Genomic DNA, 20,294 nt, shown 5'->3' on the forward strand with positions numbered 1-20,294 from the left:
CAGCCAGTGCTCAGCTAATGCTTTTTGGGCAACTGACGCGGTTGGCCATAGGCATAGCCCTGCCGCAAACCGATGTGCAGCCGGTTCAGCAGGTGGATCTGTTCCGGCATCTCAACTCGGCTGGCTGTCACCGTAACGTTGAACTGCTGGGCATAGCGTTGCCACTGGGCCAGGGTGATGTCAATCCAGTGGCTTGGTGACTTCTTGAAGGAACGAATGTTAACCTTCGCGTAATCCACGTAGGGTAAAAACTGCCGTAACAGGACATAGATCTTGCGCGAAGAGTCGATGTTTTCCAAGGTGAAGCTGATCTTCGACCCCTGCATGGCCCGCAACACACGCAGTAACTGTCGCCGCCGGAAAAAGCCGGCTTTGACGATATCCTCCGCCCCGATTTCCACCGTTAAATGGGTATCGCCGATCAACCCTTGAACCCAACTGAAGAAGTAGCGGGAACGAAAATCGATCAGCTGACTCACCGTCATGTTGAGGGCCAGGGTGTGAATGGGCTCAGCCAACTTGTCAGCATAGTGCTGGATCGTCGTTACCATTTTGCTGAGTGGGAAATCCACCACGTTGTGGGGCAGCTGCCACTGCCGCGTCTGCCGGTTGAATTCCCGCAGCAACAACTCATAGCCGTAGAGCTGGTCTTTCTGGTCACGCACCGGCTGGCCAAAATATTCGTAACGCTTGCTGAACCCCGCCTCATCATCAATGCCCCGCTTGTGGCGGTAACGTAGGCAGGCCTCGACACAAAAGGCCAGACAAAGGAGGGTGAAGCCAACAAAGATTCGCCAAAGAAAAATTCTTAAATCAGCCATGCAACTCACCCCTCCTGACTGGACTGACCCATTTGCCGCTGCCGTGGCCCATGACCGCTTTGACCGCCTGCGGGAAAGTCGTAATGATCGTGATCGGATTCATCAGCCAGGTAACCAGCAGGTAAAGCGGCGAGAACAGCAAGTACTTCAGCTTGGCTCCGTTAAAGTCGAGGATCAGCGCTGCCAAGACCTGAATGATCCCGGCGATCAGCTGAAAATTGACAAAGATCATGCTCATCACGAAGCCATGCCAGACCCGTTCCCAGTTTCCTGAAACGGCATAGGCCACCATCGTCGCGATAAAGATCAGCGTCGTAATGACGAAGAAAAAGGACCAGATAATCGACAAAGTGGTGTCGGCCAGCATCGGCAGTACAAAACGATGCCGCCATGGATGGCGCATGATCTTCCAGAAGTTTGTCAGCCAAACTTCGCTGCCACCCTGGGCCCACCGCCGCCGTTGCTTATAAAGGTCGCCGACTGTCTCGGGCACGTTCATGTGAAAGACGATGTCGGGCGCGAACTTTGGCGTTACGTTCATAAAGGTGTGGTCCCAGGCGATGCTGATGTCTTCTGTCGCCCGGTCTTGGCGGAAACCGCCGACATCGATCAGAAAGTCGCGCCGATACATCGTGTTGGCGCCACTGTAGGCGTACATCGTGTTATTGATCGCCGTTTGGCTGCGTTTGATAATCCCGACGATACTGGAGAATTCCACGGTCTGGGACTTACCCAGCAACGTCGAGCGGTTGTAGACATCCATGTTGGCCGTAATCGCGGCGTAGTTAATCCCCCGCGGACTGGTAAAGTACCACATATACTTCGTCAGGGCGTCCGGCTCGGGAATCGTGTCAGCATCATTACTCAAGATGTAATCGCCCTTGGCAAAGAAGATGCCGATGTTGAAGGCATGGGCCTTGCCCTGGTTCTTTTCGATGCGGATCACCCGCAAGCGTGGGTACTTGGCCGCCATTTCTCGCAGAATTTCCGGCGTTCGGTCGGTGCTCCCGTCATCCATCACGAGGATTTCATAATTATGGTAGTGCAGCTCGGTCAGCAAAAAAGTAAGCGTCTGCCGAATCACCACTTCCTCGTTATGGACCGGAATCATGATCGTGATGAACGGTTCGTGGATCAGTTTGGGTGCCGTCTTCAATTCCTCATCGTGGCGAAAAATCGTGTAGGATAACGCGCCGAAGAACCAAAACATCGCCCCTAAAATCGGGTAGAGGCACAGGATGACGTTGATGATCACCAGGGCAATCATCAATGGCGAATTGACGTGGAAAACCGAATCAAAGATATTAGACACCATGAGAATCACCGCCTTGGTCGCGACCATTGACAATGGCCTTCAGCTGATTCTTCGTCAGGTTTTGGTCGGGCTGGACCGTATAGAAGCGCTGCCGCTGACGAAAGGCCTGGCTACCAAAACGCGCTTGCATAAAGTCTTCGGCCCGCTGACTCTTCTGCTGATTCTGAATGATGTTAAACATCGGCCAGGTATTCACCAAGCCTTTGGAGCGTCGCCACTGGATGAAACTCATCGCTAGGCAGAAAACGGCAATCATCCCCGCCGCAAAGGTCAAAAAGACCATCAAAAAATCCAGCTCGGCAAATCCTTCGGCGTAATGCCAAAAATCGTAGCCATGACGTCCATGACTGCGATAAGCCCAGTAGGTAGCACCAGTAATAATAATCGGCACGAAAAAGGCCAGCCAAGCTAACAGCATGACCACGGTCTGGACGATTTTTAGCCACCAGTGGCCCTTTTCAAAGTAGTCATCTTGATAATTCCGCATGAACTTAACCCCCCAGTCATGTTTAGCTTGCGGTTGCAACAAAATAGTATTTTGTCATATCAGCTGTCCAACGTTCTACCAAAATGTTAGCTTATCTGGAAATGAATAAAAGTTCATAGTACACTAGTCTTGTTTATCTTAATATAAAGGAAATAAAGGGATGTATGAATGGTGCTATTTCATCTTTTTGCGGCAGTGATCTATTTCCCAGCCATTGTGGCTTCCATGATCATGAGCCAAATTTACTTTGAACGTTTCTGGACTTCCTACAATAACTCCTCGCCTTCAAAGCGCTGGCTGCTTTCCCCAGCCATCGTGGTCAGTTATCTCATGCAGGAATTCTGTCTTATTCAATTGTCGGTTCTCAACCTCCAAGAGGTAAGTTTCACCCTCGTGGTACCGATTACCATGATTTTTCGGGAACGCAAGTACAAAATCTGGTGGTGGTTACTGGGGATCACCCCATTGTTCGTTGCACTTGTCGAAACCTACACCCGCTGGTGGCCGCTTAATTACTGGGCTTATGGTATTTTAGAATCAATTATCTTCCTGGCGATTTGCTGGTTCCTGACCAAGTGGCATTCGCCTCACCAACGCGTACGTTATTATATGGCCCTCGCTTGCCTAGCCGTCTTTGAAGTGGCAACACTGATGTTTATGCATCGTGTCACATTCGTGCACATCGTCTCCGCAACCGTGGGCTTGTTGGTAATCGCCCTCATCGAAGAACGCCGCCATGTCAGTGAAGCTTACAATATCCGCAAACTCAAGACGCTGCGCCGCGACAGTGAACGTGATGATCTAACTGGTCTGCTGAATTACCGAGCGCTGAACCGGGAAGTGTCACTGCTGGAACACCGTGACAACTTCAAGTCGGTGGTCATCGGGGCGCTAGATATCGACCACTTTAAACGTGTCAATGACACCTACGGTCACTTCGTCGGCAACGAAGTCCTCAACTACTTCTCGACGATCTTCATGAACCGAATTCATACCGCCTTTCCTAACCAGGGTTATGTCTACCGTTTCGGTGGTGAAGAGTTTTCGATCGTTGTTGCCAATCACTCGCTCCAGGAAGTGTACGACGTCGTCCAGTCGCTGGAAGACTACTTCGGTCACACCACCATCGTGACTAAGGAAAAATTAAAAATTAAAATCAGCTTCTCCTGCAGTCTGACGGTTCGCAATAGCGATGAACCGTTGGAGCAGACCTTGAAACGGGCCGACAAAATGTTGTACGGTGTAAAAAACAATGGCCGGGGCTGGATTGTCACTGACCAGCATGGTAAACAACGATTCAAATAAATTATGTCAACTAATTTGGAATCAAGACAGGTGACTATATGAAAAACAAACTCTACAATATCTTTCAACCAATCTTTTCTGTTGACTCAGGCATGAACGCCAAGATCAACACTTACGAAATGCTGTTGCGCGACGAAGGGGACCGCTTCCCGGGCCTGGAATACCTCGACACCCTCATCACGGATAAAGGTAATGACCGTTGGCTCCAGATCAGCCGTCAGTCGCTTCATGACTTTCTCTATCACCATCCTGAACGGCGCGTCTACATCAACCTTGAACCCTGCCAGTTCAACCTGGAGGGCACCTGGTCGTTTCTGGATGATGTCCGGCAAGCCTACCAGCAGCAAGTAGCTGTTGAAATTACCGAGCGGCGCAAAGCCATCCATGATGTCGACTTTCTCGACAATCAGATCCAAAAACTCAAAAAGATGGGCTTTGATATTGCTATCGATGACGTCTGCGCCGGCAGCAACAGCTACACTTTCATTGCACGGCAGTTGAACGCCATCAAGCGAATCAAGCTGTCCCTGTTCACCTTCAAAAATGAGGATCAGAAAACACGGCGCAGCTTCATTCAATCCTGGCTTGATTTTGCGACGTCCCACAAGCTCGACTTTGTGATCGAAGGCATCGCCAACCAACAGCTAGCCCAAGAATTTGCGGGCAACCCAACGATCCTGCAACAGGGCTACTACTGGGGTAAAGAAGCCTAAAAGGACTTATGTCGCCCCCTCAAATGGGGATTGTGGCATAAGCCCTTTTTGGTTCGTATGATAAATATCAACGGGCTGAAAGTGATGGGTCGCTCCCTTCACCGCAGGCTTAGCAGTTAATGTGGCTATTCACCTCTCAAATAATCTGAACTGTGGAGGTGGAAGGCATGTTAATTAGGAAAAGACTGGAGGAGTGGCAATTACTGCCGCCATAGTTATCGTAGCAATCGGCCAGTTAATTATCGACTGTGCCAAAGCTTACGTGATAATTAAAAAAGCTAACCATAATGGTTAGCTCAACTCCAGTCACCTGAACTGCGTTTGAGAGTAACGAGGTACCTCTCGTTGCTCTCTTTTCATTTACAATGATATCTAATCTATTTTGATTTTTCAACCTTAAGCAGCGTCACCGCTCAAGCAATTTAAACCAAAAGACCCATTCAGAACTTTCGCCAAAGTCCGAATGGATCTTGCTATTTTAGGACCAATATCGTAGCCCCGTTTTTTGTCCTTAAGCTTTTCGCATCACCATCAGCGGTGCCGCAACGAGCACCAGCAGTCCCAAGGCGACGAGCGCCAGTTCATCGTGCTGGTTTCCCGTCTGTGGTAGTCGTGGGCTCTGCTGAGGCTGAGCAGCCTTTTGCAAAGCGGCAGGCTTAGCCGGTTGGGCTGTCGGCGTCAATGGCGTCGGCTGGTTCGGTTGATCCGGCTGTTGCGGTGACGTCGGTTGGCTAGGCTGAACTGGCTGAACCGGGGTGACCGGATTGGTTGGCGTCGTTGGTGTCGTCGGCGTTGTTGGCACGTTCGGCTGATCCGGTTCATCGTGCGGACTTGGCTGGTTCGGTTGATCCGGCTTGCTTGGCTGCACCGGTTGGACTGGCGTCACCGGAGTAACTGGCGTCGTCGGCGTGTGCGTGTTGATGATCACACCGCCATGAACCGTTGCCGTGTAGCCAGCTGGAACATTAGCTTCCTCCCAAACGTAACAAATGGCGCGGCCGTTAGCATCAAAGCGACGTAAGTAGCTGACCGTTGCTGTCCAATTGTTAGCATCGTTCAGCAGCACTGCTTGTGCCAGCTTGCCATTGGCTAACAGGTAAACCATGATACCGGTTGGCCGGATGCCATCCCGATTGTCGGCGTCCTGCCAAACCTTACGTACAGTGGCACTGGTCGTTTGCGGCCGATCCTGAACAGTCAGGGCCAAGTTGTGGTCGCTTCCCGCGTCGATCGTCACGTCGCGATCAGCTGCCAGATTGTAACCAGCAGGCGCCTGGCTTTCGTGCAGGACGTAATGGCCGTAGTGCAAACCGCTGAAGACAGCTTGACCGTTGGCATCGGTTGTCGCGGTTGCAACCACCCGGCCGTTCTGCAGGAACTGGAACGTGGCGTTAGCTAACCGTTCTCCGTCGGCACCGGTCTTCGTAACCGTTACCTTGAAGTTGTGGAAGTCGCCCGTTCCGCCGTAATCAACGATGACCAGTGTCTGGGTCTTCGTGATCGTCTGGTGGTTCATCCCAGTCAAACCAACGGTGTTGCTGATCACCGTCCCGGTTGCCGGCCGGTCCGCAGCGCTGAGCTGGTTAACCGGCTGACCCTTGTACAAAACATCATACAAGATGAGGTAACCCGTTCCCGGTTGGATGAGATTGCCGAAATCAATCGTAAAGCTCGTGTCATCCGCCGAGAAAGTCGGTTGCAGATTCAAGGTCCGCACCGTTTGGTTATCCCAACCAGAACCGTTCCAAGTCCACTTAACTTGGCGAATCTGAAAACTCGTCTTGTCATAAGTGAAACCCTTCGTGTTCAAGTGATCGCTCACCATAGCATCGGAATAACTGGCCTGGCCACTGGCATTCAACCGCACGGCATATTGGATGTTGCCTTTTTGCAAGTTATTGTTCATCGCATACTTGCTCAGGACTTCCGTCGGCCCCTGCTCTGGATTTGGTGCGTAGTTGGCGTTGATCCGCAGTTTCTCCGTTTCATTCACGTTGACGTAAATCGGCACGGTCGTGGAAGTCTTCGTCACGTTCACTTGATTCGTCACGTAGAAGTAGCCGTTAGCATCACTTCCGCCGTGACCCTGGAAGGTGAAGCGGCCAGTGTTGCCGTTAATTTGAATCACCCCTTGGTTCGTCGTGAACCGGGTCGGTCCTAACGCCCGTAAGGAAGGTGAAAAACTAAAGGTAAAGTAGTCTCCCGGTTCCACGTTCTGACCCGTAAAGTCATAGTAGAAATTAATCCGCAGCGGCGTGTACTGGCTGACCGTATCGCTTGCCGACAGTTGCCGGTGACTGGCCAGGTCCTCAGCAGTTACCCGAAAACTGGACGTCAACCGCTGGTGAGCATCGGTTTGCTGGCTATCGGGTTCCTGCTTCGTCTCCCCACTGACTGGCGTGGTTCCTGGCTGGTGCTGACTAGCAGTCTCCGTCGGCGTTTACGATGCCGAAGTTGCCTGCTGCGTCCGCGCTGCCGGTTGTGAACCTGGCTGCTGGCTAGTTGCTGGCTGCTGTGTTTGCACAGTCGTAACGTTGGCAGCAGGGTTGGCATCGGCAGCCATCGCCGTTTGTGAAACGCCAGCAACGGCCAAGCAAAGCACTGCTACTGTCAGTAGTAACCATTGATAAAATTTTCTGATGATTTTCGCCTCCCTTCACACCAATTATTTTACCACTTTTATGATAGAAAAATATTTTATTATTTGATCATTTGATAGCAGTATAACGATAATATTATTAACTTATTGGGCATGAGATAATTTATACCGTCATTCCCTCGATCAGAAAATAAAAAACTCCGGCGCCATGCCGGAGTTACTGACTTGCGATGAGCCCCTATTTTGTCTGGAAAGAAACGACTTTAGCCAACCGCCAGGCGACGAGATAGATCAAGTAAATCTTGATCAATCCCGGAATGATGAAGGGCACAAAACCGATCAGCAATGCGTGAATGAAGGTGATGTGGTTAAAGGCCATCAGCCAAGCGCTCCCCACCAGTAATTGGACTGCCGCCCCAAGCAGGTTGGTCCACATGATATTGAGCCGGGAAAAACCACGCCATTGCAAAAGAGCGCTAATGATCAACCCTTCCAGCAAAAAACCGATGATGTAACCGCCCATCGCGCTGTAAATCACACCTAGCCCCGCTGTGTAGTTAGCGAAAACGGGCAGGCCGAGTCCGCCGAGGACGATGTACAAGGCAATGACAATCAAGGTGTCAGTGACCGGTAACAGGGTCGCGATGAGCCCAACCGCAAAGGTTTGTAGGGTCAGCGGAACCCCAGGCAGCGGAATCGAAAGCTGTGAGCAGATGATGAGCAAGACGAGCATGACGGCATCGAACGTCAGCCGCCGAGAATTGATGTGCATAAATGATGCCTCCCCTAATCGATCTAGAGTAATAGTGTTTAGCATTTTTATCATAATAAAACAGACACCCAGCTGACGGCAAGCTGGATGTCATTTTTTGTCCTATTCCTCTTCTTCTTTTTTCCTGCCCACCAGTAGGAAAGCTAGTGATTGCAGAGCCAGCAAGATCCCCAGTGCGGCTACGCCCAGGTGACTCTTGGCCGCCCCAGTTGCCGGCAAGGCCTTTGCAGATACCTCGCTCTTGGCAACGGCGCCGCTGCTAGTAGCAGTGTCCACTGGCATGGCAGTCTCTACCACTTTGGCGGCACTGGCCGGAGAAGATCCTTCAGCGTCACTGACCGGTGTCTGTACATCTGCTGCGCTCGGTGGAGTCGTTTCTTCAGCAGAACTTGGCGGAGTCACTTCTTCAGTGCTTTCGGATGAAGACGGCAGATCTGGTTCCGGTGTCGGGTCCGGATCTGGATCCGGAGTTGGTTCCGGGTCTGGATCTGGCGTCGGTTCTGGATCCGGAGTTGGGTCTGGATCTGGATCTGGCGTCGGGTCCGGTGTCGGCGTTGGGTCTACCGGGTGAATGTCCCAGCGGTGGGATTCCCCGCCGGCAATGTTAACTACGTTGGCAATAATGTCGCCATCGACGTTCACGTTAGCCGTGAAGGTCGCATTCGGCGCCAGGACGCTACCCATGAAGCGGCCACTCGTCACCTTGATCTCCGCCTTGGTGTCGCCAAAGTTCCACAAAGTGTGGTTCGGCACGGCGTGACTCTCACTATTGGCGAGCGGGTTTTGCCGGTCGTCGCCGTAGTACAGTAGCGTCTGCGTTTGAATATTGATCGTCGCGTTCCCGCTCGGTAAGCCCGTCACGTTGATCACGATGGTTGGTCCGTCCGCCTTTTGTGACAAGCCGTAGATCCTGATCGGTTGCGGTTGTTCCAGGTATTCGTATGGTAAGTTCACGTAAATCACGTTGTCAGTTGCCTGCGCATTTGAGACGTCGATGAAGCGGTTGTTTTGGTCGCTCATGTCGATGATCACGCCCGCCGAAGTCCCTTGTTCAGCGTAGAAGTTGGAAGCCTTCAGCAAACGGCTGAACACCGCGCCAAAGTCGATGTAGGTCGTCGCATTACCGTCCTTAAAGACTTCTTCCGGTTTCAAATTCGGCATCAGCATTCCGTTGACGTACACTTGGCCGTCCTTGATCTCCACGTTAACGTCCTTGCCGAAGACAACGTGGTTAAATTCCGGGTTGCGGAAGGAACCTGATTGCAGCCCCGCCGCTAATTGTTGGATGTAGTAGATGTCGCCTTTTGACAGGTGAATCGAGTCGCCGCGAGTCCCGAAATCAATGCCGCTGTTTAGAATGCCCACCGCGATGTTGCCATTGACATCCGCGCCGAGGTTCGCTTCGTTGGCAAAGATGTGGAAGAGTGAAGCCAGTAACAGCACACTCTTGGCGTCCAAGTTATTGATGTCGATGTTGTACTTGTCCTTCAGAATTTGGTCATTGAGAATCGTGCCAGCAGTGTTAACTTGACTCTTTTCCGGCATCGTTGCGACCGAAGACGGAGCGGTTGCCATAGCCGCGGAACTCATTATGGCACTATCTGCACTCGCCGCAGTGGATTCACTGTTCACGGCTGAATCGGCGGCGCTCGCAATGCTATTCACGCTACTCGCTGCACTATTCACACTGCCCGCACTACTCACGGCGCTAGTGGCACTGCTGGCCGCAACAGATTCAGCGCTGGCTTCACTTGGATTACTCACCGCAATGTCAACAGCCGTGCTGGTCCCGCTAGTTACCGTACTCGCCGTTGTTTGCGTGCTTTGGGCAATGCTCGGCAGACTGCTGGTTGGCGTCGCGTCATCTGCCATGGCCGTCGTTCCCATAAAGGTCACCGCCAATAAAACGGAAGCCAGGCCGACGGTTAGTTTGCGGAAACCAAAACGTTGTTTCCAGTCCTCCATTTTGACGGTCATCATCCGGTTATTTTTCCTTGATAGCATCGTATTATTAACTAAGTTATTCAAAACTTGGTAAGTACTAAAAGGGTAATTCGGTTATCAGAACCGCTTTATTATTTTTTCTTACAATTTTATTATACATAGTAATTAATAATTTACAATAAGTTAAATTGTAGCTTTATAATTTGTTAATCTTTTTAGTAATTTATTAAAACTATGCAAAACAGCGTTATATCAAGGAAATTAAGGTGACGATGATTAGTGAGTACCGGCAACATTTGCCAGGACAACACCGACGACAATCAAACTGATCCCGAGCAATTGCAAACCTGACACGCCTTCATGGAAGATGAAATAGGAAACCACGGTGGCGAGGACAATGCCCGCACCACCCCAAGTGGCGTAGGCCACGTTTAGTTTGATGCCCCGCAGCGACAGTGACAAGAAAAAGAAGCAGCAGCCATAAGCAACAAAGGTCCCCAGGGCAAACCAGAGCCGGCTAAAACCATTCGACAGTTTCATCAGATTGGTGCCCAGCAGTTCCATCACAATGGCCAAAGCTAGTTCAACATAGTACATCAGTTTTCCTCCTCACAATATCTTTTTAATCGTGAAGCTTATTATATCGGGCCCTTTTCGTTAAAAACAGCCTTGAAAATAATCATTCTCTCACGAGGTCCAGAGAAAAAGCGGGATCACAAAAATGGCAGATAATGCGCAAACCAAGCGACACTATCTGCCATTTTCATTATTTTGGGATCATTTAACGTCAGCCAGATGCGAATCCTATTTGCCCCACAGGAAGTTGATCAAGACGCGGTCGACCTGCGGGTTAGAGTGCAGGCGACTGTGCTGAGCACGCCGGCCAGTAAATTCATGTTCCTGATAGGAAGCCGCGCGCGGCCCAACCAAGTATTTCAGCGTCTGGGCTGACTTGACCGGTACCTGTGAATCAGAATTAGTACCATCCCCCAGGTTACCATAAAGGTTCAAGACCTTCGTGCCGCGGGGATACGTAGCCCGCAGTTTCTTCAACTCGGTAAAGTTCTTCTCCTCTTTGTTTGGCCGGCCATCTTTGGCTAGCGTCGTACCGCCCTTCGGATAGCCAAAGCCAATACCACCGTTAAAGTGGCCGGCGATATTCACCTGCTTCTTGAGCTGGGGCAGATTGGCTGAGTTGCCGTGGTCCAGCAACATAAACATCAGATCAAGGTTACCCATCGAGTGCCCTTCCAGGTTCATCGTCTTAAAATGCCATTTCTTCGTAGCCGCATTTACCACGTCATAAGCATAATCACTGTCGCGATGGTAGTTGCCGTTTTTATTGTCAGCGAAGTTCACCTCAATAATCGGGTTGCGGGCACCGTGAGGAATGTTCCCGTGGAACGTCACCTTGCCGGATTTGGCCACATTCGCCCAGATGATCGTGTCCGTCGCCCCTGCCCGGCGAGCCGCATTTGCCATGTGCTGCTCAGCATGGTAGGAACTACCCCAGCCATGGAAAAAGAAGGTGGGAGTAGTTGAATCAACATAGTTCTTTGCGGCATGAATACGATAAATTGATTGGACGCCCCAAACTATCACCAGCGTTGCCAACAAAGCAACAATTGCCCGGAGCAATCTGCCATTCTTCGTCACTGCACGGCGTAAGCGGGCTGGCCCCTACCCAGTTTTTTTAAACATTTGATCACCTCATTGATCGATTTTTACTTAGTGTAGCCGACTCTGGCCATGATGTGAAATGCTTAGATATGATTGATTCATATGTTAATAAGCTATGGCAAGCGCGGTGGAATTGGAGCTGAGCCAAAACTTACCAATCAGACTCATTCCATCCTGCCAACAACGTGTATAATAAAGGCCGTGATAAAACACAATTTTGGTTATTATTGGAGGAAATTGATAATGTTTAAGGAACATAAGAAGCTCTATAAGGCCGGAAAAAACTGGCTCACCGCAACGCTAACGGTGGCAGCAATGACACTGTTGATGGGCCTGGGCGCTCAAACCGCCTTCGCTGACAACGTGACCGCGACAACAACACAACCTAGTCAGGATCAGGCAGTTACTGCCCCTGCAGCTCCTAGTCAGAGTCAGGATCAGGCCGTAAGTGTCCAGCCGGCCGCCGCCAGCACCACGAACCAGCCCGATGCAGTCGCCCAGTCCGATAACATCACCACCTGGAAAGTCAACCGCTATCAGTGGACCCGCTTCAACGACGGCTGGTCTTACACCGACGGTCAGGGCAATTGGGTCTACAATCAATGGCAAAACATCAACAATAACTGGTATTATTTCAATAATGATGGGTACGCGCAAACCGGCTGGTACCGCTCCGGTGCCGGCAATTGGTACTACTTCGACTGGAATAACGCCTGGGCGCTGAAGGGCTGGCAAAGTATTAACAACAATTGGTATTACTTTGACCCCGCCAACGCGTGGGCCGATCGCGGCTGGTTCCGCTCTGGTGCCGGTAACTGGTACTACTTCGACTGGAACAATTCCTGGGCGCTGAAGGGCTGGCAAAAGATTAACAACAATTGGTATTATTTCGACCAAAATAATGCCTGGGCATTGACCAACTGGCAAAAGTTTGGCAATACCTGGTATTACTTTGACCCGACGAATGCCTGGATGTTGACCGGCTGGCACAACATCAACGGCACCAACTACTATTTTGAACCATCGGGTGCCTGGAATGGCCAATCTTCCAACAACCAGCAAGCCAATACGCCGGGCCACTGGATTTTGTACGATCGTGTCAACAACATGTGGCAGTACCAAAAAGCCGATGGAACAATGGCCAAGAATGAGTGGCTGACGATCAACGGCAAACGCTATTATTTCAATGGCAGCATGATGGCCCATGACGGCTGGAACTACACCTATCCGACACCAGCCGATGCCGATCGCGGCCGCCATAGTGTTCAGTACTACTTTGACGAGGATGGACAAATCGTGCGCAACCGTTGGACTGTGTACGATCGTGCCAACAACATGTGGCAGTACGCAAAAGCTGATGGAACGATGGCCAAGAATGAGTGGCTGACGATCAATGGCAAGCGCTATTACTTTAATGGCAGCATGATGGCCCATGACGGCTGGAACTACACCTATCCGACACCAGCCGATGCTAAAAATGACCGCCATTGTACCCAATACTACTTCGATGAAAATGGGCAAATCGTACATAATCATTGGGCTGTGTACGATCGTGTCAACGATATGTGGCAGTACGTGAAAGCCGATGGAACGATGGCCAAGAATGAGTGGCTGACGATTGACGGTCAGCGCTACCACTTTGACGGCGAAGGGATGACAGCACGCTACTAATATGATCGGATTGGGTAATATGGTTAGGGGCCACAAACTAAGCAGCAACGTACTAGCCATCAACCGATCCAATCCAACAAAACCTTCAGCAAGATTTTTGAGTCGCTGAAGGTTTTTTTATGGCCTTTATTTATACGCGAACAGCCCGAAATATTTTCAAAGCCGCCAACTAGCATCCAGCCCTACCCCCAGCAGCGTGCTAGAATAGATTTATCACACTCTTGGGAGGATCATTTATGGCGAAACGACCAATTCATAAAATCACCCTTTTTTCCGGTATCATGCTGGCTCTCAACTCCTTGATCGGCTCCGGCTGGCTCTTCGGAGCGGGAACTGCTGCCAAGGTTGCCGGACCCGCTGCCATCCTGTCTTGGATCCTCGGGGCGGTCATTATCATCAGCATTGCCCTGAACTACGTTGAGCTAGGGGCCATGTTTCCCGAAAGCGGGGGGATGTCCCGCTACGCGCAGTATAGTCACGGCCAATTGCTTGGTTTTGTCGCTGCCTGGGCCAACTGGATTTCCCTGATTACCCTGGTTCCGATGGAAGCCGTTGCCTCCGTCCAGTACATGAGTTCCTGGCCCTGGTCGTGGGCCAACTGGACCAGCCGCTTTCTTCACCATGGGCAGGTGACCACCAGTGGGATCGGCGTCGTGATCTTGTTCATGATCGTCTTTACCCTCATCAACTTCTGGTCCGTCAAGCTGATGACCCGCTTCACCAACCTGATCTCCTTCTTTAAGATCGGCCTGCCGGCCCTGACCATCCTGGCCCTTATCATCAGCGGCTTTCATCCAGGCAACTTCCACGCTAGTGCCGTGGGCGGCTTCATGCCCTATGGCAGCCAATCGATTTTCGAAGCCACGGCCGTCGCGGGAGTCATCATGTCCTACGACGCCTTCCAAACCATCATCAACATGGGCGGTGAAATGATCCACCCCCACAAAAACATCGTACGCGGGGTAATCATCTCCATGCTCATCACAGCCGCCATCTACATCCTGCTCCAGGTGGCCTTCATCGGCGCCGTCAACCCGACGACCCTGGCTCGTGACGGTTGGCACGGGATCAACTTCACTTCGCCTTTCGCCGACATCGCCATCATCCTCGGCCTGAACTGGTTGTCGATCCTGCTCTACATCGACGCCTTCGTCTCGCCATTTGGTACCGGGGTGGCTTTCGTTGCCACTGCATCCCGGGCCTTAGCCGCCATGACGCGCACCAAGCATATGCCCCAGTGGCTTGGCCGGCTCGCCCGCCGCTACATGGTTCCCCGCTTTGCAATGGTAGCTGATCTGTTGCTGGCGATCATCATCGTCAACGTCTTTCGGAACTGGTCGCTGCTGGCCACCGTGATCACCGGCTCGACCCTGATTGCCTACCTGACCGGCCCGGTAATCGTTATCTCGCTGCGCAAGATGGCGCCGAACCTGAAGCGGCCTTTTGCTCCGGCCTACCTTTCCTGGCTGGCGCCCGTCGCCTTCATCCTCGCCAGCCTGGCCATTTACTGGACGATGTGGCCGACGACCATCCAGGTGATCTTCGTGATCGCTCTCGGTCTGCCGATCTACCTCTACTACGAAATCCGCTATCAACACCGGCCGTGGCGCGGTCAGATCAAGAGCGCCCTCTGGCTGATCGTCTACATGGTCTTCATTTCGTTTATGTCCTACCTCGGCAGCAAGAGCTTTGGCGGCCGGGGAATCATCAATTACCCCTGGGATATGATCGTGATTGCCATTATCTCCTACCTCTTCTTCCGCTGGGGTGTGGCGAGCCGCTTGCCGCACGTCGACCCGGCAGCCCAGCAATTGAACGAACGGGTGAAGGACGATTAAACTCTGTGCTGGTTCAAATTCCCATGGCCTTCAAAGATACAAAAATGGCTGATGCCGCGTCCCGGCACCAGCCATTTTCTATTAGTCGTCGTTATATTCGCTTTCCGGCTTCAACTTGTCCGCATAGCCGTTCACTTCGTTCTTTTGCGACTGATTCGTGTAGTAGTCCGCCTTCAAGCGATCCACGGTCAGATGCTTGACTGTCTGTGGTGTTTCGGCCACCGTTTCGTCACCTTCGGGATGGACATACTTGATCGTGACGTCATTGCCGTTTTGCTTGAAGTAAACCCAGCTCGTCGGATCCCCATTAGCCGTTACGAAACTATAGCCACTCTTGTCAGTGCCGTAGTACATCGCATCGCTTTTCACGCCAGCCTTAAACCAGTCCGGCTGGGCATACAGGGCGACTAGCGTCCCCAGCTGCTGAGTAGTCAGGCCGCCGCTCGCGTTCGCCTGGTTGCTTGCGGTGCTTTGGCCCCGCAAATCCTGAACCTTCGTGTTCTTCGCTACGTTCAGGATCCGGCTGACCCCGCCGTGTTTTTGGGCATAGGCCACCATCTGGCTGGTCGTGACGCCCTCATGGGTCAAGCCGGCATCACCGTCAGAGAAATAGAACTGGTCGCCGGAAATCGTGTAATAGATCGAGTCCAGGTGACCGTTATTCGTCGGGTTGGTCAGCTGCATCGAATAGAGCAGGCTCGCCCCGGCCGGGTAGGTCTTGTAGAGCAGACCGACTTTCTTCGGCACCGCGTCCTTGTCGTAAATTTTGACGACCGCGCCCTGCCCGCTCCGGGCCATGTGGGACGAATAATCATTGCTATCCGCACCCGGCATGTGCGCATCCCCGTAGTAGAGCACCAAGGCCGCCGTTTGGGCTGGCGTCAGATGCGCCGCATTCAGCGTTCCCGTCGTCGCTGATTGTGATGACGAATTAGACGTCAGCTTGGTACTGTGCTGCTTGCTCGTCGACGAAGTGCCTCCTTGCGAGCTATTGCCACAAGCTGCCAGCGTCAGCGCTGTCACCGCTAGGGCCAAACTCAAAACCAATTTTTTCATAACTATTCCCCCAATTAGTCTGAAATAACTACTACATTATATCCCAAATCACGGTGAAGCGACAGACCTGCGCTAAAATCCACTAACTGCCCGAATACTCGCGTCTAAACAACTGCTTTGGCGAGTTCTTCTCCAAATTAAAGCGCTCTCGCCAAGTTACAAACCCGTATAATAGACGTAGATCATTAAAAAGGACGGCAGAAACAAATGGAGTCGATTCTCACAGCACCACACTCGCGGACAGTCGTGATTTTCGTGCACGGCATGCAGGAATATAGCGACCGCTACCGGGCCTTTTGCCAGGACCTGGCAGATCACGGCTACAGCAACCTCCGCTACGACCTGATCGGTCACGGCCATCACCTCCCCGCTGATCAGCGTGGCTACTTTGGCCATAAGGGCTGGCACAACTTCAATGCCCAGCTCCACCACTATATCGGAGTCGTCCATGACAAATTTCCGGGACAGCAGGTTGTCCTCTTCGGCCATTCGATGGGGACCATCATCATCCGCAGTTATCTGCAGCATTACCAGGACTTTGACGGACTGATCTTCTCGGGAGTTCCCTATTACAACCCTTTGTGGCGCGTCGGCAAAGCTATCAGCCAGCTGATGATTTGGCGAAAGGGTGAAAAAGGAACCAGTCACCTCCTGGACCAGCTGACCGTCGGCGGCTATAATCACCAGATCAAGCACCCGGCGACGGATTTTGACTGGCTATGCCGCAACCCCCGCGATGTCCAGGCCTATATTCACGATGAGGCCTGCGGTTTTCCTTTCACCAACCAGGGCTACAACGATCTCTACGAGGGGATGCAGGACATGGGCCGGCTGCGCCATTTTCGCAGTCCCCGGCCGGTGCCGTTACTCTTTCTCAACGGGCACGACGACCCCTGCGCTGGTAGCACGCGACAGGTTTGGGGATCGATTAAGACCTTGCAGCGGGCCGGTTTTCGCGATCTGACCTACCGCCGCTACCCACATATGCGTCATGAGATCCTATTCGAAAAAAATGCCGACAGGGTCGAGGCCGACATCATCCACTGGTTGAATAAGAAGTTTGGCTAAGTTGCAAGTAGCGAGCAAAGGACTCGCTAATTTTTTGCTAATTATGTTGACAAGCAACAAAATCCACCGTAAGATAATGGCACAGAATGTTGACAAGCAACAAAATAGTAAAGGAGTCTGATTCATATGCCAACCCTCTTAGTAATCCAAGCTCATCCCCATATCGACAACAGTCTGTCACTGACGGTCGGCCAGCAATTCATCGACAGCTACAAGGCCGCCCACCCGGCTGACCAGGTCATCATTCGCGACCTCTATACTCCGGAAGGCGTGCCACCGTTGAACGACCAGACGATGGAAGCCTGGCGTAAGCAAAAGTTCAGCGAAAAATTGACCGCGGATGAAGAACAGCTGCTCAACCGCCACGCAAGCTGGCTGACTGAATTCATCAAGGCTGACAAGTACGTCTTCATCAACCCGATGTACAACCACTTCCTTCCCGCGGAACTGAAGCAGTACCTGGACCTGACCGCGGTCGCTCACAAGACCTTCAAGTACACCGCGGAAGGTCCGGTTGGCCTGCTCAAGGGTAAAAAAGCCCTCCACATCCAAGCGGCCGGCGGTATCTACCACCGCGATGGCGGCGACCCACGGGGCGATCTGGGCGACCTCTATCTCACTAAGATGCTGAACTTCTACGGGGTAAACGACGTCGACAAGCTCTTCATCGAAGGTGCCGACGCCCACCGTGACCAACGGCAGGCGATCTTGGACCAAACCCTGGCAGACGCCAAGACTCTGGCTGCTAAATTCTAAAGACAACATGGGAGTTGATTCAATGGCCAGCGCAAACACAAGTGAACTTTTCCAAACCATTCAGCGACTGCGAATGGAGCACAACAACGCCCAGGGTTCCCGGGAACAGCGCTGGATTCAGGCCCACCTCACCGATTCTGACTTATGCGATGCGGTAAGCCGGTGTTCCGTCGTGGCCTTTCACATCCTCTCAGCCCTGGAAAAGCAAGAACAGACGGGAATCGAACTGGCAGAACAGCTGGACGTGACCCGCGGCGGAATCAGCCGGGCCGCCAAGAAGCTGACCACGGCCGGCCTGGTGCAAACGGAGAAGCACCCGGACAATCAGAAGGAGATTTATTATGTACTGACCGCCAAGGGACGGGAGCTGGCGGCCATTCACGACCAGATGCACCAAGCCATCAAATGTGAAATTGTCGACCGCTTGACCGCCAAGTATTCCCCAGCCGAGCTGAAACTGGTCAATCAATTTTTGAGTGATCTCTTGCAACTGGAAGAAGAATTCAAATAAGTACCAAGCAAAAAGCGACCGGGTAAAGCCGATCGCTTTTCGTGTTGAATCTGCTATGTCCTTACTGCTCCAAGCATTATTAATAGCTAAAGCGCGACGAACATGTCATAATGTTGGCGCAAACAGTTAAGAAAGGACTCGATAAAATGCCAACAGTTGTTATTACCGGTGGGACTTCCGGGATCGGTTACGCTGCCGCCGAAACTTTTCTCCAGCATCAATGGAACGTCATGTTAATCGGCCGCAACGAACAAAAAGGGATAGTTGCAGTCCAAAAGTTGGGCGCTACTTATTCGTCTGAGCAGATCGGTTTTGTCGCCGCCGACGTCAGCAAAGCTGCTGACGTGGCTAGGGCACAGCAAGCGACGCTGGCCAAATTCCAGTCAGTGGATACGCTGGTGAACAACGCCGGCATCGCTGCTCACGGCGCGGTGCACGAAACCAGTGAGGAAGACTGGGACCAAATCTTTGCCGTCAACGTCAAGGGAACTTTCCTGGTCAGCAAAGCCTTTTTGCCAACAATGATCAAGCAAGGACACGGCAGCATCGTTAACATCGCATCGGTCTCCGGAATGGCCGGCGACCGGAAGATGGCCGCCTACAATGCCTCCAAAGGTGCCATTATCAACCTGACCCGGGCGATGGCGGTTGACTACGGGCCTAACAACATCCGGGTCAATACCGTATCACCGGGGCCAACCAATACCCCGCTCTTTCACCAAGACAAGCAAAAATTTGCTGAACACAGCCCCCTGCACCGGATCATCGAACCCGAAGAGGTAGCTGCTGCGATCTACTTCGTGGCCAGTGCAGCTGGCAGCGCCATCACGGGTGAAAACATCCCCGTCACGGCCGGCTTTGAGATTTCGACCGGCCAGCCGATGTAGAAGGGCATAACATACCAAAGCAGCCCGCCGTCCCAAAGAGGATGACGAGCTGTTTTGTTTGATCACTTCTTCGCAAACGGATTTTCGGGCCAATTGTCCAAATGATTCCGGTCGCCCTATTTTAATTCATCACCATTGAGCAACGGTAGCGTGTCGTCGCTACCCCAGTCAAAAGTATCCGGCGTCTGACTCGACGGCAAGTTCGTTGGCTTGTCCCCTGGTCGTGAGTCACCACCGCCACCAAAGGCTTTTTCGATATCCTCACTCCAAATCTCGTCCAAGGGATGGTCAGGGTTATTGGCCGTGGCAACGGCTAATTGCCGCAACAGTTCGTCATTGCGGTTACGAATCCACCGACCATTACTATGATCGTTAGTGTTTTGGTAGAGTTCGGTCATTGCCTGCGCATATCGTTTTTCCGTGCTTGGCTGATCAAACTTAATTTCCTGATGGCGAAGTTGCAGCCGACCAATGGCCACAATTTCATCAACACTGTAGTCCTCAAAAGTAAAGAAATTAGGCGGGGCTGTGACATAAGTCCCGTTTACGGCCAGATTTACAATTCTCACACCAATCCTGAAAAAGATCTCCCGCAACAACTGCAGCAGAATGATATAATATAAATGTGGTAAATAGATATGAGTTAATCAACTCATGCCGGTGCGATACCAGCTATCATGTTTGCTGGGCAATCATTCCTTGAAACCCGGCGACTAAAGATCTCCTTTGTGTGAGTTCTTTATTTCTTAACAACACTATAAGAGTTGGTTTCTTGCCAACTCTTATTTTTATATTGAGAATTTACAATTCAAGTGCAACATAAATTAAAAAAATAACCCATAACGGGTAGAATTAGTTTAATGACCAAATC

At 51.8% G+C, this 20,294-nt stretch carries 19 protein-coding genes; 8 read left to right on the top strand and 11 right to left on the bottom strand.

Going from position 1 to position 20,294, the window contains the following annotated elements; genetic code table 11:
* Positions 1-14: 14 nt before the first annotated feature.
* From QOR82_RS02830 to QOR82_RS02840, 3 genes are read right to left on the bottom strand one after another with little or no spacing between them, the layout of a single operon-like run.
* On the bottom strand, positions 15-821 hold the full coding sequence (locus QOR82_RS02830) for an EAL domain-containing protein (protein ID WP_283583255.1): 807 nt from the start codon (positions 819-821) through the stop codon (positions 15-17).
* The gene (locus tag QOR82_RS02835; RefSeq protein ID WP_283583275.1) at positions 814-2,136 is read right to left on the bottom strand and encodes a glycosyltransferase family 2 protein; all 1,323 of its coding nucleotides are present in this window, start codon (positions 2,134-2,136) and stop codon (positions 814-816) included. The genes QOR82_RS02830 and QOR82_RS02835 overlap by 8 nt, the downstream gene beginning before the upstream one ends.
* On the bottom strand, positions 2,126-2,623 hold the full coding sequence (locus tag QOR82_RS02840) for an ABC transporter permease (RefSeq protein WP_283583256.1): 498 nt from the start codon (positions 2,621-2,623) through the stop codon (positions 2,126-2,128). Before QOR82_RS02840 ends, QOR82_RS02835 begins: the two co-directional genes overlap by 11 nt.
* A 168-nt stretch (positions 2,624-2,791) precedes the next feature.
* Here QOR82_RS02840 and QOR82_RS02845 point away from each other — a divergent pair, with 168 nt between their 5' ends.
* On the top strand, positions 2,792-3,928 hold the full coding sequence (locus QOR82_RS02845; RefSeq protein WP_283583257.1) for a GGDEF domain-containing protein: 1,137 nt from the start codon (positions 2,792-2,794) through the stop codon (positions 3,926-3,928).
* Between the two features lie 38 nt (positions 3,929-3,966).
* Positions 3,967-4,641: an EAL domain-containing protein gene (locus tag QOR82_RS02850; protein WP_283583258.1), complete on the top strand. Its 675-nt coding sequence runs from the start codon at positions 3,967-3,969 to the stop codon at positions 4,639-4,641.
* A 511-nt stretch (positions 4,642-5,152) separates the two neighbouring features.
* On the opposite strand, the gene QOR82_RS02855 is transcribed toward QOR82_RS02850, so the two are convergent.
* The 6 genes from QOR82_RS02855 to QOR82_RS02880 all read right to left on the bottom strand — a co-directional run bounded on the left by QOR82_RS02855 (position 5,153) and on the right by QOR82_RS02880 (position 11,594).
* Complete coding sequence (locus QOR82_RS02855) at positions 5,153-6,979, bottom strand: Cna B-type domain-containing protein (protein ID WP_283583259.1); 1,827 nt, start codon at positions 6,977-6,979, stop codon at positions 5,153-5,155.
* A 102-nt stretch (positions 6,980-7,081) separates the two neighbouring features.
* Complete coding sequence (locus tag QOR82_RS02860; RefSeq protein WP_283583260.1) at positions 7,082-7,234, bottom strand: hypothetical protein; 153 nt, start codon at positions 7,232-7,234, stop codon at positions 7,082-7,084.
* A 244-nt stretch (positions 7,235-7,478) separates the two neighbouring features.
* Positions 7,479-8,012: a biotin transporter BioY gene (locus tag QOR82_RS02865; protein WP_283583261.1), complete on the bottom strand. Its 534-nt coding sequence runs from the start codon at positions 8,010-8,012 to the stop codon at positions 7,479-7,481.
* 102 nt (positions 8,013-8,114) lie between these two features.
* Entirely contained in the window at positions 8,115-9,992 is a 1,878-nt protein-coding gene (locus tag QOR82_RS02870) for a collagen-binding domain-containing protein (protein WP_283583262.1), read from the bottom strand.
* Positions 9,993-10,232: 240 nt separating this feature from the next.
* On the bottom strand, positions 10,233-10,553 hold the full coding sequence (locus QOR82_RS02875; RefSeq protein ID WP_408612905.1) for a DMT family transporter: 321 nt from the start codon (positions 10,551-10,553) through the stop codon (positions 10,233-10,235).
* Positions 10,554-10,760: 207 nt separating this feature from the next.
* The gene (locus QOR82_RS02880; protein ID WP_283583263.1) at positions 10,761-11,594 is read right to left on the bottom strand and encodes an alpha/beta hydrolase; all 834 of its coding nucleotides are present in this window, start codon (positions 11,592-11,594) and stop codon (positions 10,761-10,763) included.
* A 285-nt stretch (positions 11,595-11,879) separates the two neighbouring features.
* Here QOR82_RS02880 and QOR82_RS02885 point away from each other — a divergent pair, with 285 nt between their 5' ends.
* Both QOR82_RS02885 and QOR82_RS02890 read left to right on the top strand, forming a co-directional pair.
* Positions 11,880-13,307 carry a KxYKxGKxW signal peptide domain-containing protein gene (locus tag QOR82_RS02885; RefSeq protein ID WP_283583264.1) on the top strand — a complete coding sequence of 476 codons (1,428 nt, stop codon included), beginning with the start codon at positions 11,880-11,882 and terminating at the stop codon, positions 13,305-13,307.
* Positions 13,308-13,543: 236 nt separating this feature from the next.
* Positions 13,544-15,145 (top strand): APC family permease, encoded by a 1,602-nt coding sequence (locus tag QOR82_RS02890; protein ID WP_283583265.1) that lies wholly within the window; start codon positions 13,544-13,546, stop codon positions 15,143-15,145.
* Positions 15,146-15,226: 81 nt separating this feature from the next.
* On the opposite strand, the gene QOR82_RS02895 is transcribed toward QOR82_RS02890, so the two are convergent.
* Positions 15,227-16,201 (bottom strand): Lreu_0056 family protein, encoded by a 975-nt coding sequence (locus tag QOR82_RS02895; protein WP_283583266.1) that lies wholly within the window; start codon positions 16,199-16,201, stop codon positions 15,227-15,229.
* Between the two features lie 207 nt (positions 16,202-16,408).
* Here QOR82_RS02895 and QOR82_RS02900 point away from each other — a divergent pair, with 207 nt between their 5' ends.
* The 4 genes from QOR82_RS02900 (at position 16,409) to QOR82_RS02915 (ending at position 19,423) form a co-directional block, all read left to right on the top strand.
* Positions 16,409-17,269 carry an alpha/beta fold hydrolase gene (locus QOR82_RS02900; protein WP_283583267.1) on the top strand — a complete coding sequence of 287 codons (861 nt, stop codon included), beginning with the start codon at positions 16,409-16,411 and terminating at the stop codon, positions 17,267-17,269.
* A 126-nt stretch (positions 17,270-17,395) separates the two neighbouring features.
* Complete coding sequence (locus QOR82_RS02905; RefSeq protein ID WP_283583268.1) at positions 17,396-18,025, top strand: FMN-dependent NADH-azoreductase; 630 nt, start codon at positions 17,396-17,398, stop codon at positions 18,023-18,025.
* 22 nt (positions 18,026-18,047) lie between these two features.
* Positions 18,048-18,536 carry a MarR family winged helix-turn-helix transcriptional regulator gene (locus tag QOR82_RS02910; protein WP_283583269.1) on the top strand — a complete coding sequence of 163 codons (489 nt, stop codon included), beginning with the start codon at positions 18,048-18,050 and terminating at the stop codon, positions 18,534-18,536.
* Between the two features lie 146 nt (positions 18,537-18,682).
* Entirely contained in the window at positions 18,683-19,423 is a 741-nt protein-coding gene (locus QOR82_RS02915) for an SDR family NAD(P)-dependent oxidoreductase (RefSeq protein WP_283583270.1), read from the top strand.
* A 116-nt stretch (positions 19,424-19,539) separates the two neighbouring features.
* Here QOR82_RS02915 and QOR82_RS02920 read toward each other — a convergent pair whose 3' ends face one another.
* A complete protein-coding gene (locus QOR82_RS02920) occupies positions 19,540-19,992 on the bottom strand; it encodes a hypothetical protein (RefSeq protein WP_283583271.1) in 453 nt (150 codons plus the stop codon).
* Positions 19,993-20,294: the final 302 nt, after the last annotated feature.

Source organism: Limosilactobacillus difficilis (assembly GCF_947387495.1).
In the GTDB taxonomy this organism is placed as follows: domain Bacteria; phylum Bacillota; class Bacilli; order Lactobacillales; family Lactobacillaceae; genus Limosilactobacillus; species Limosilactobacillus difficilis.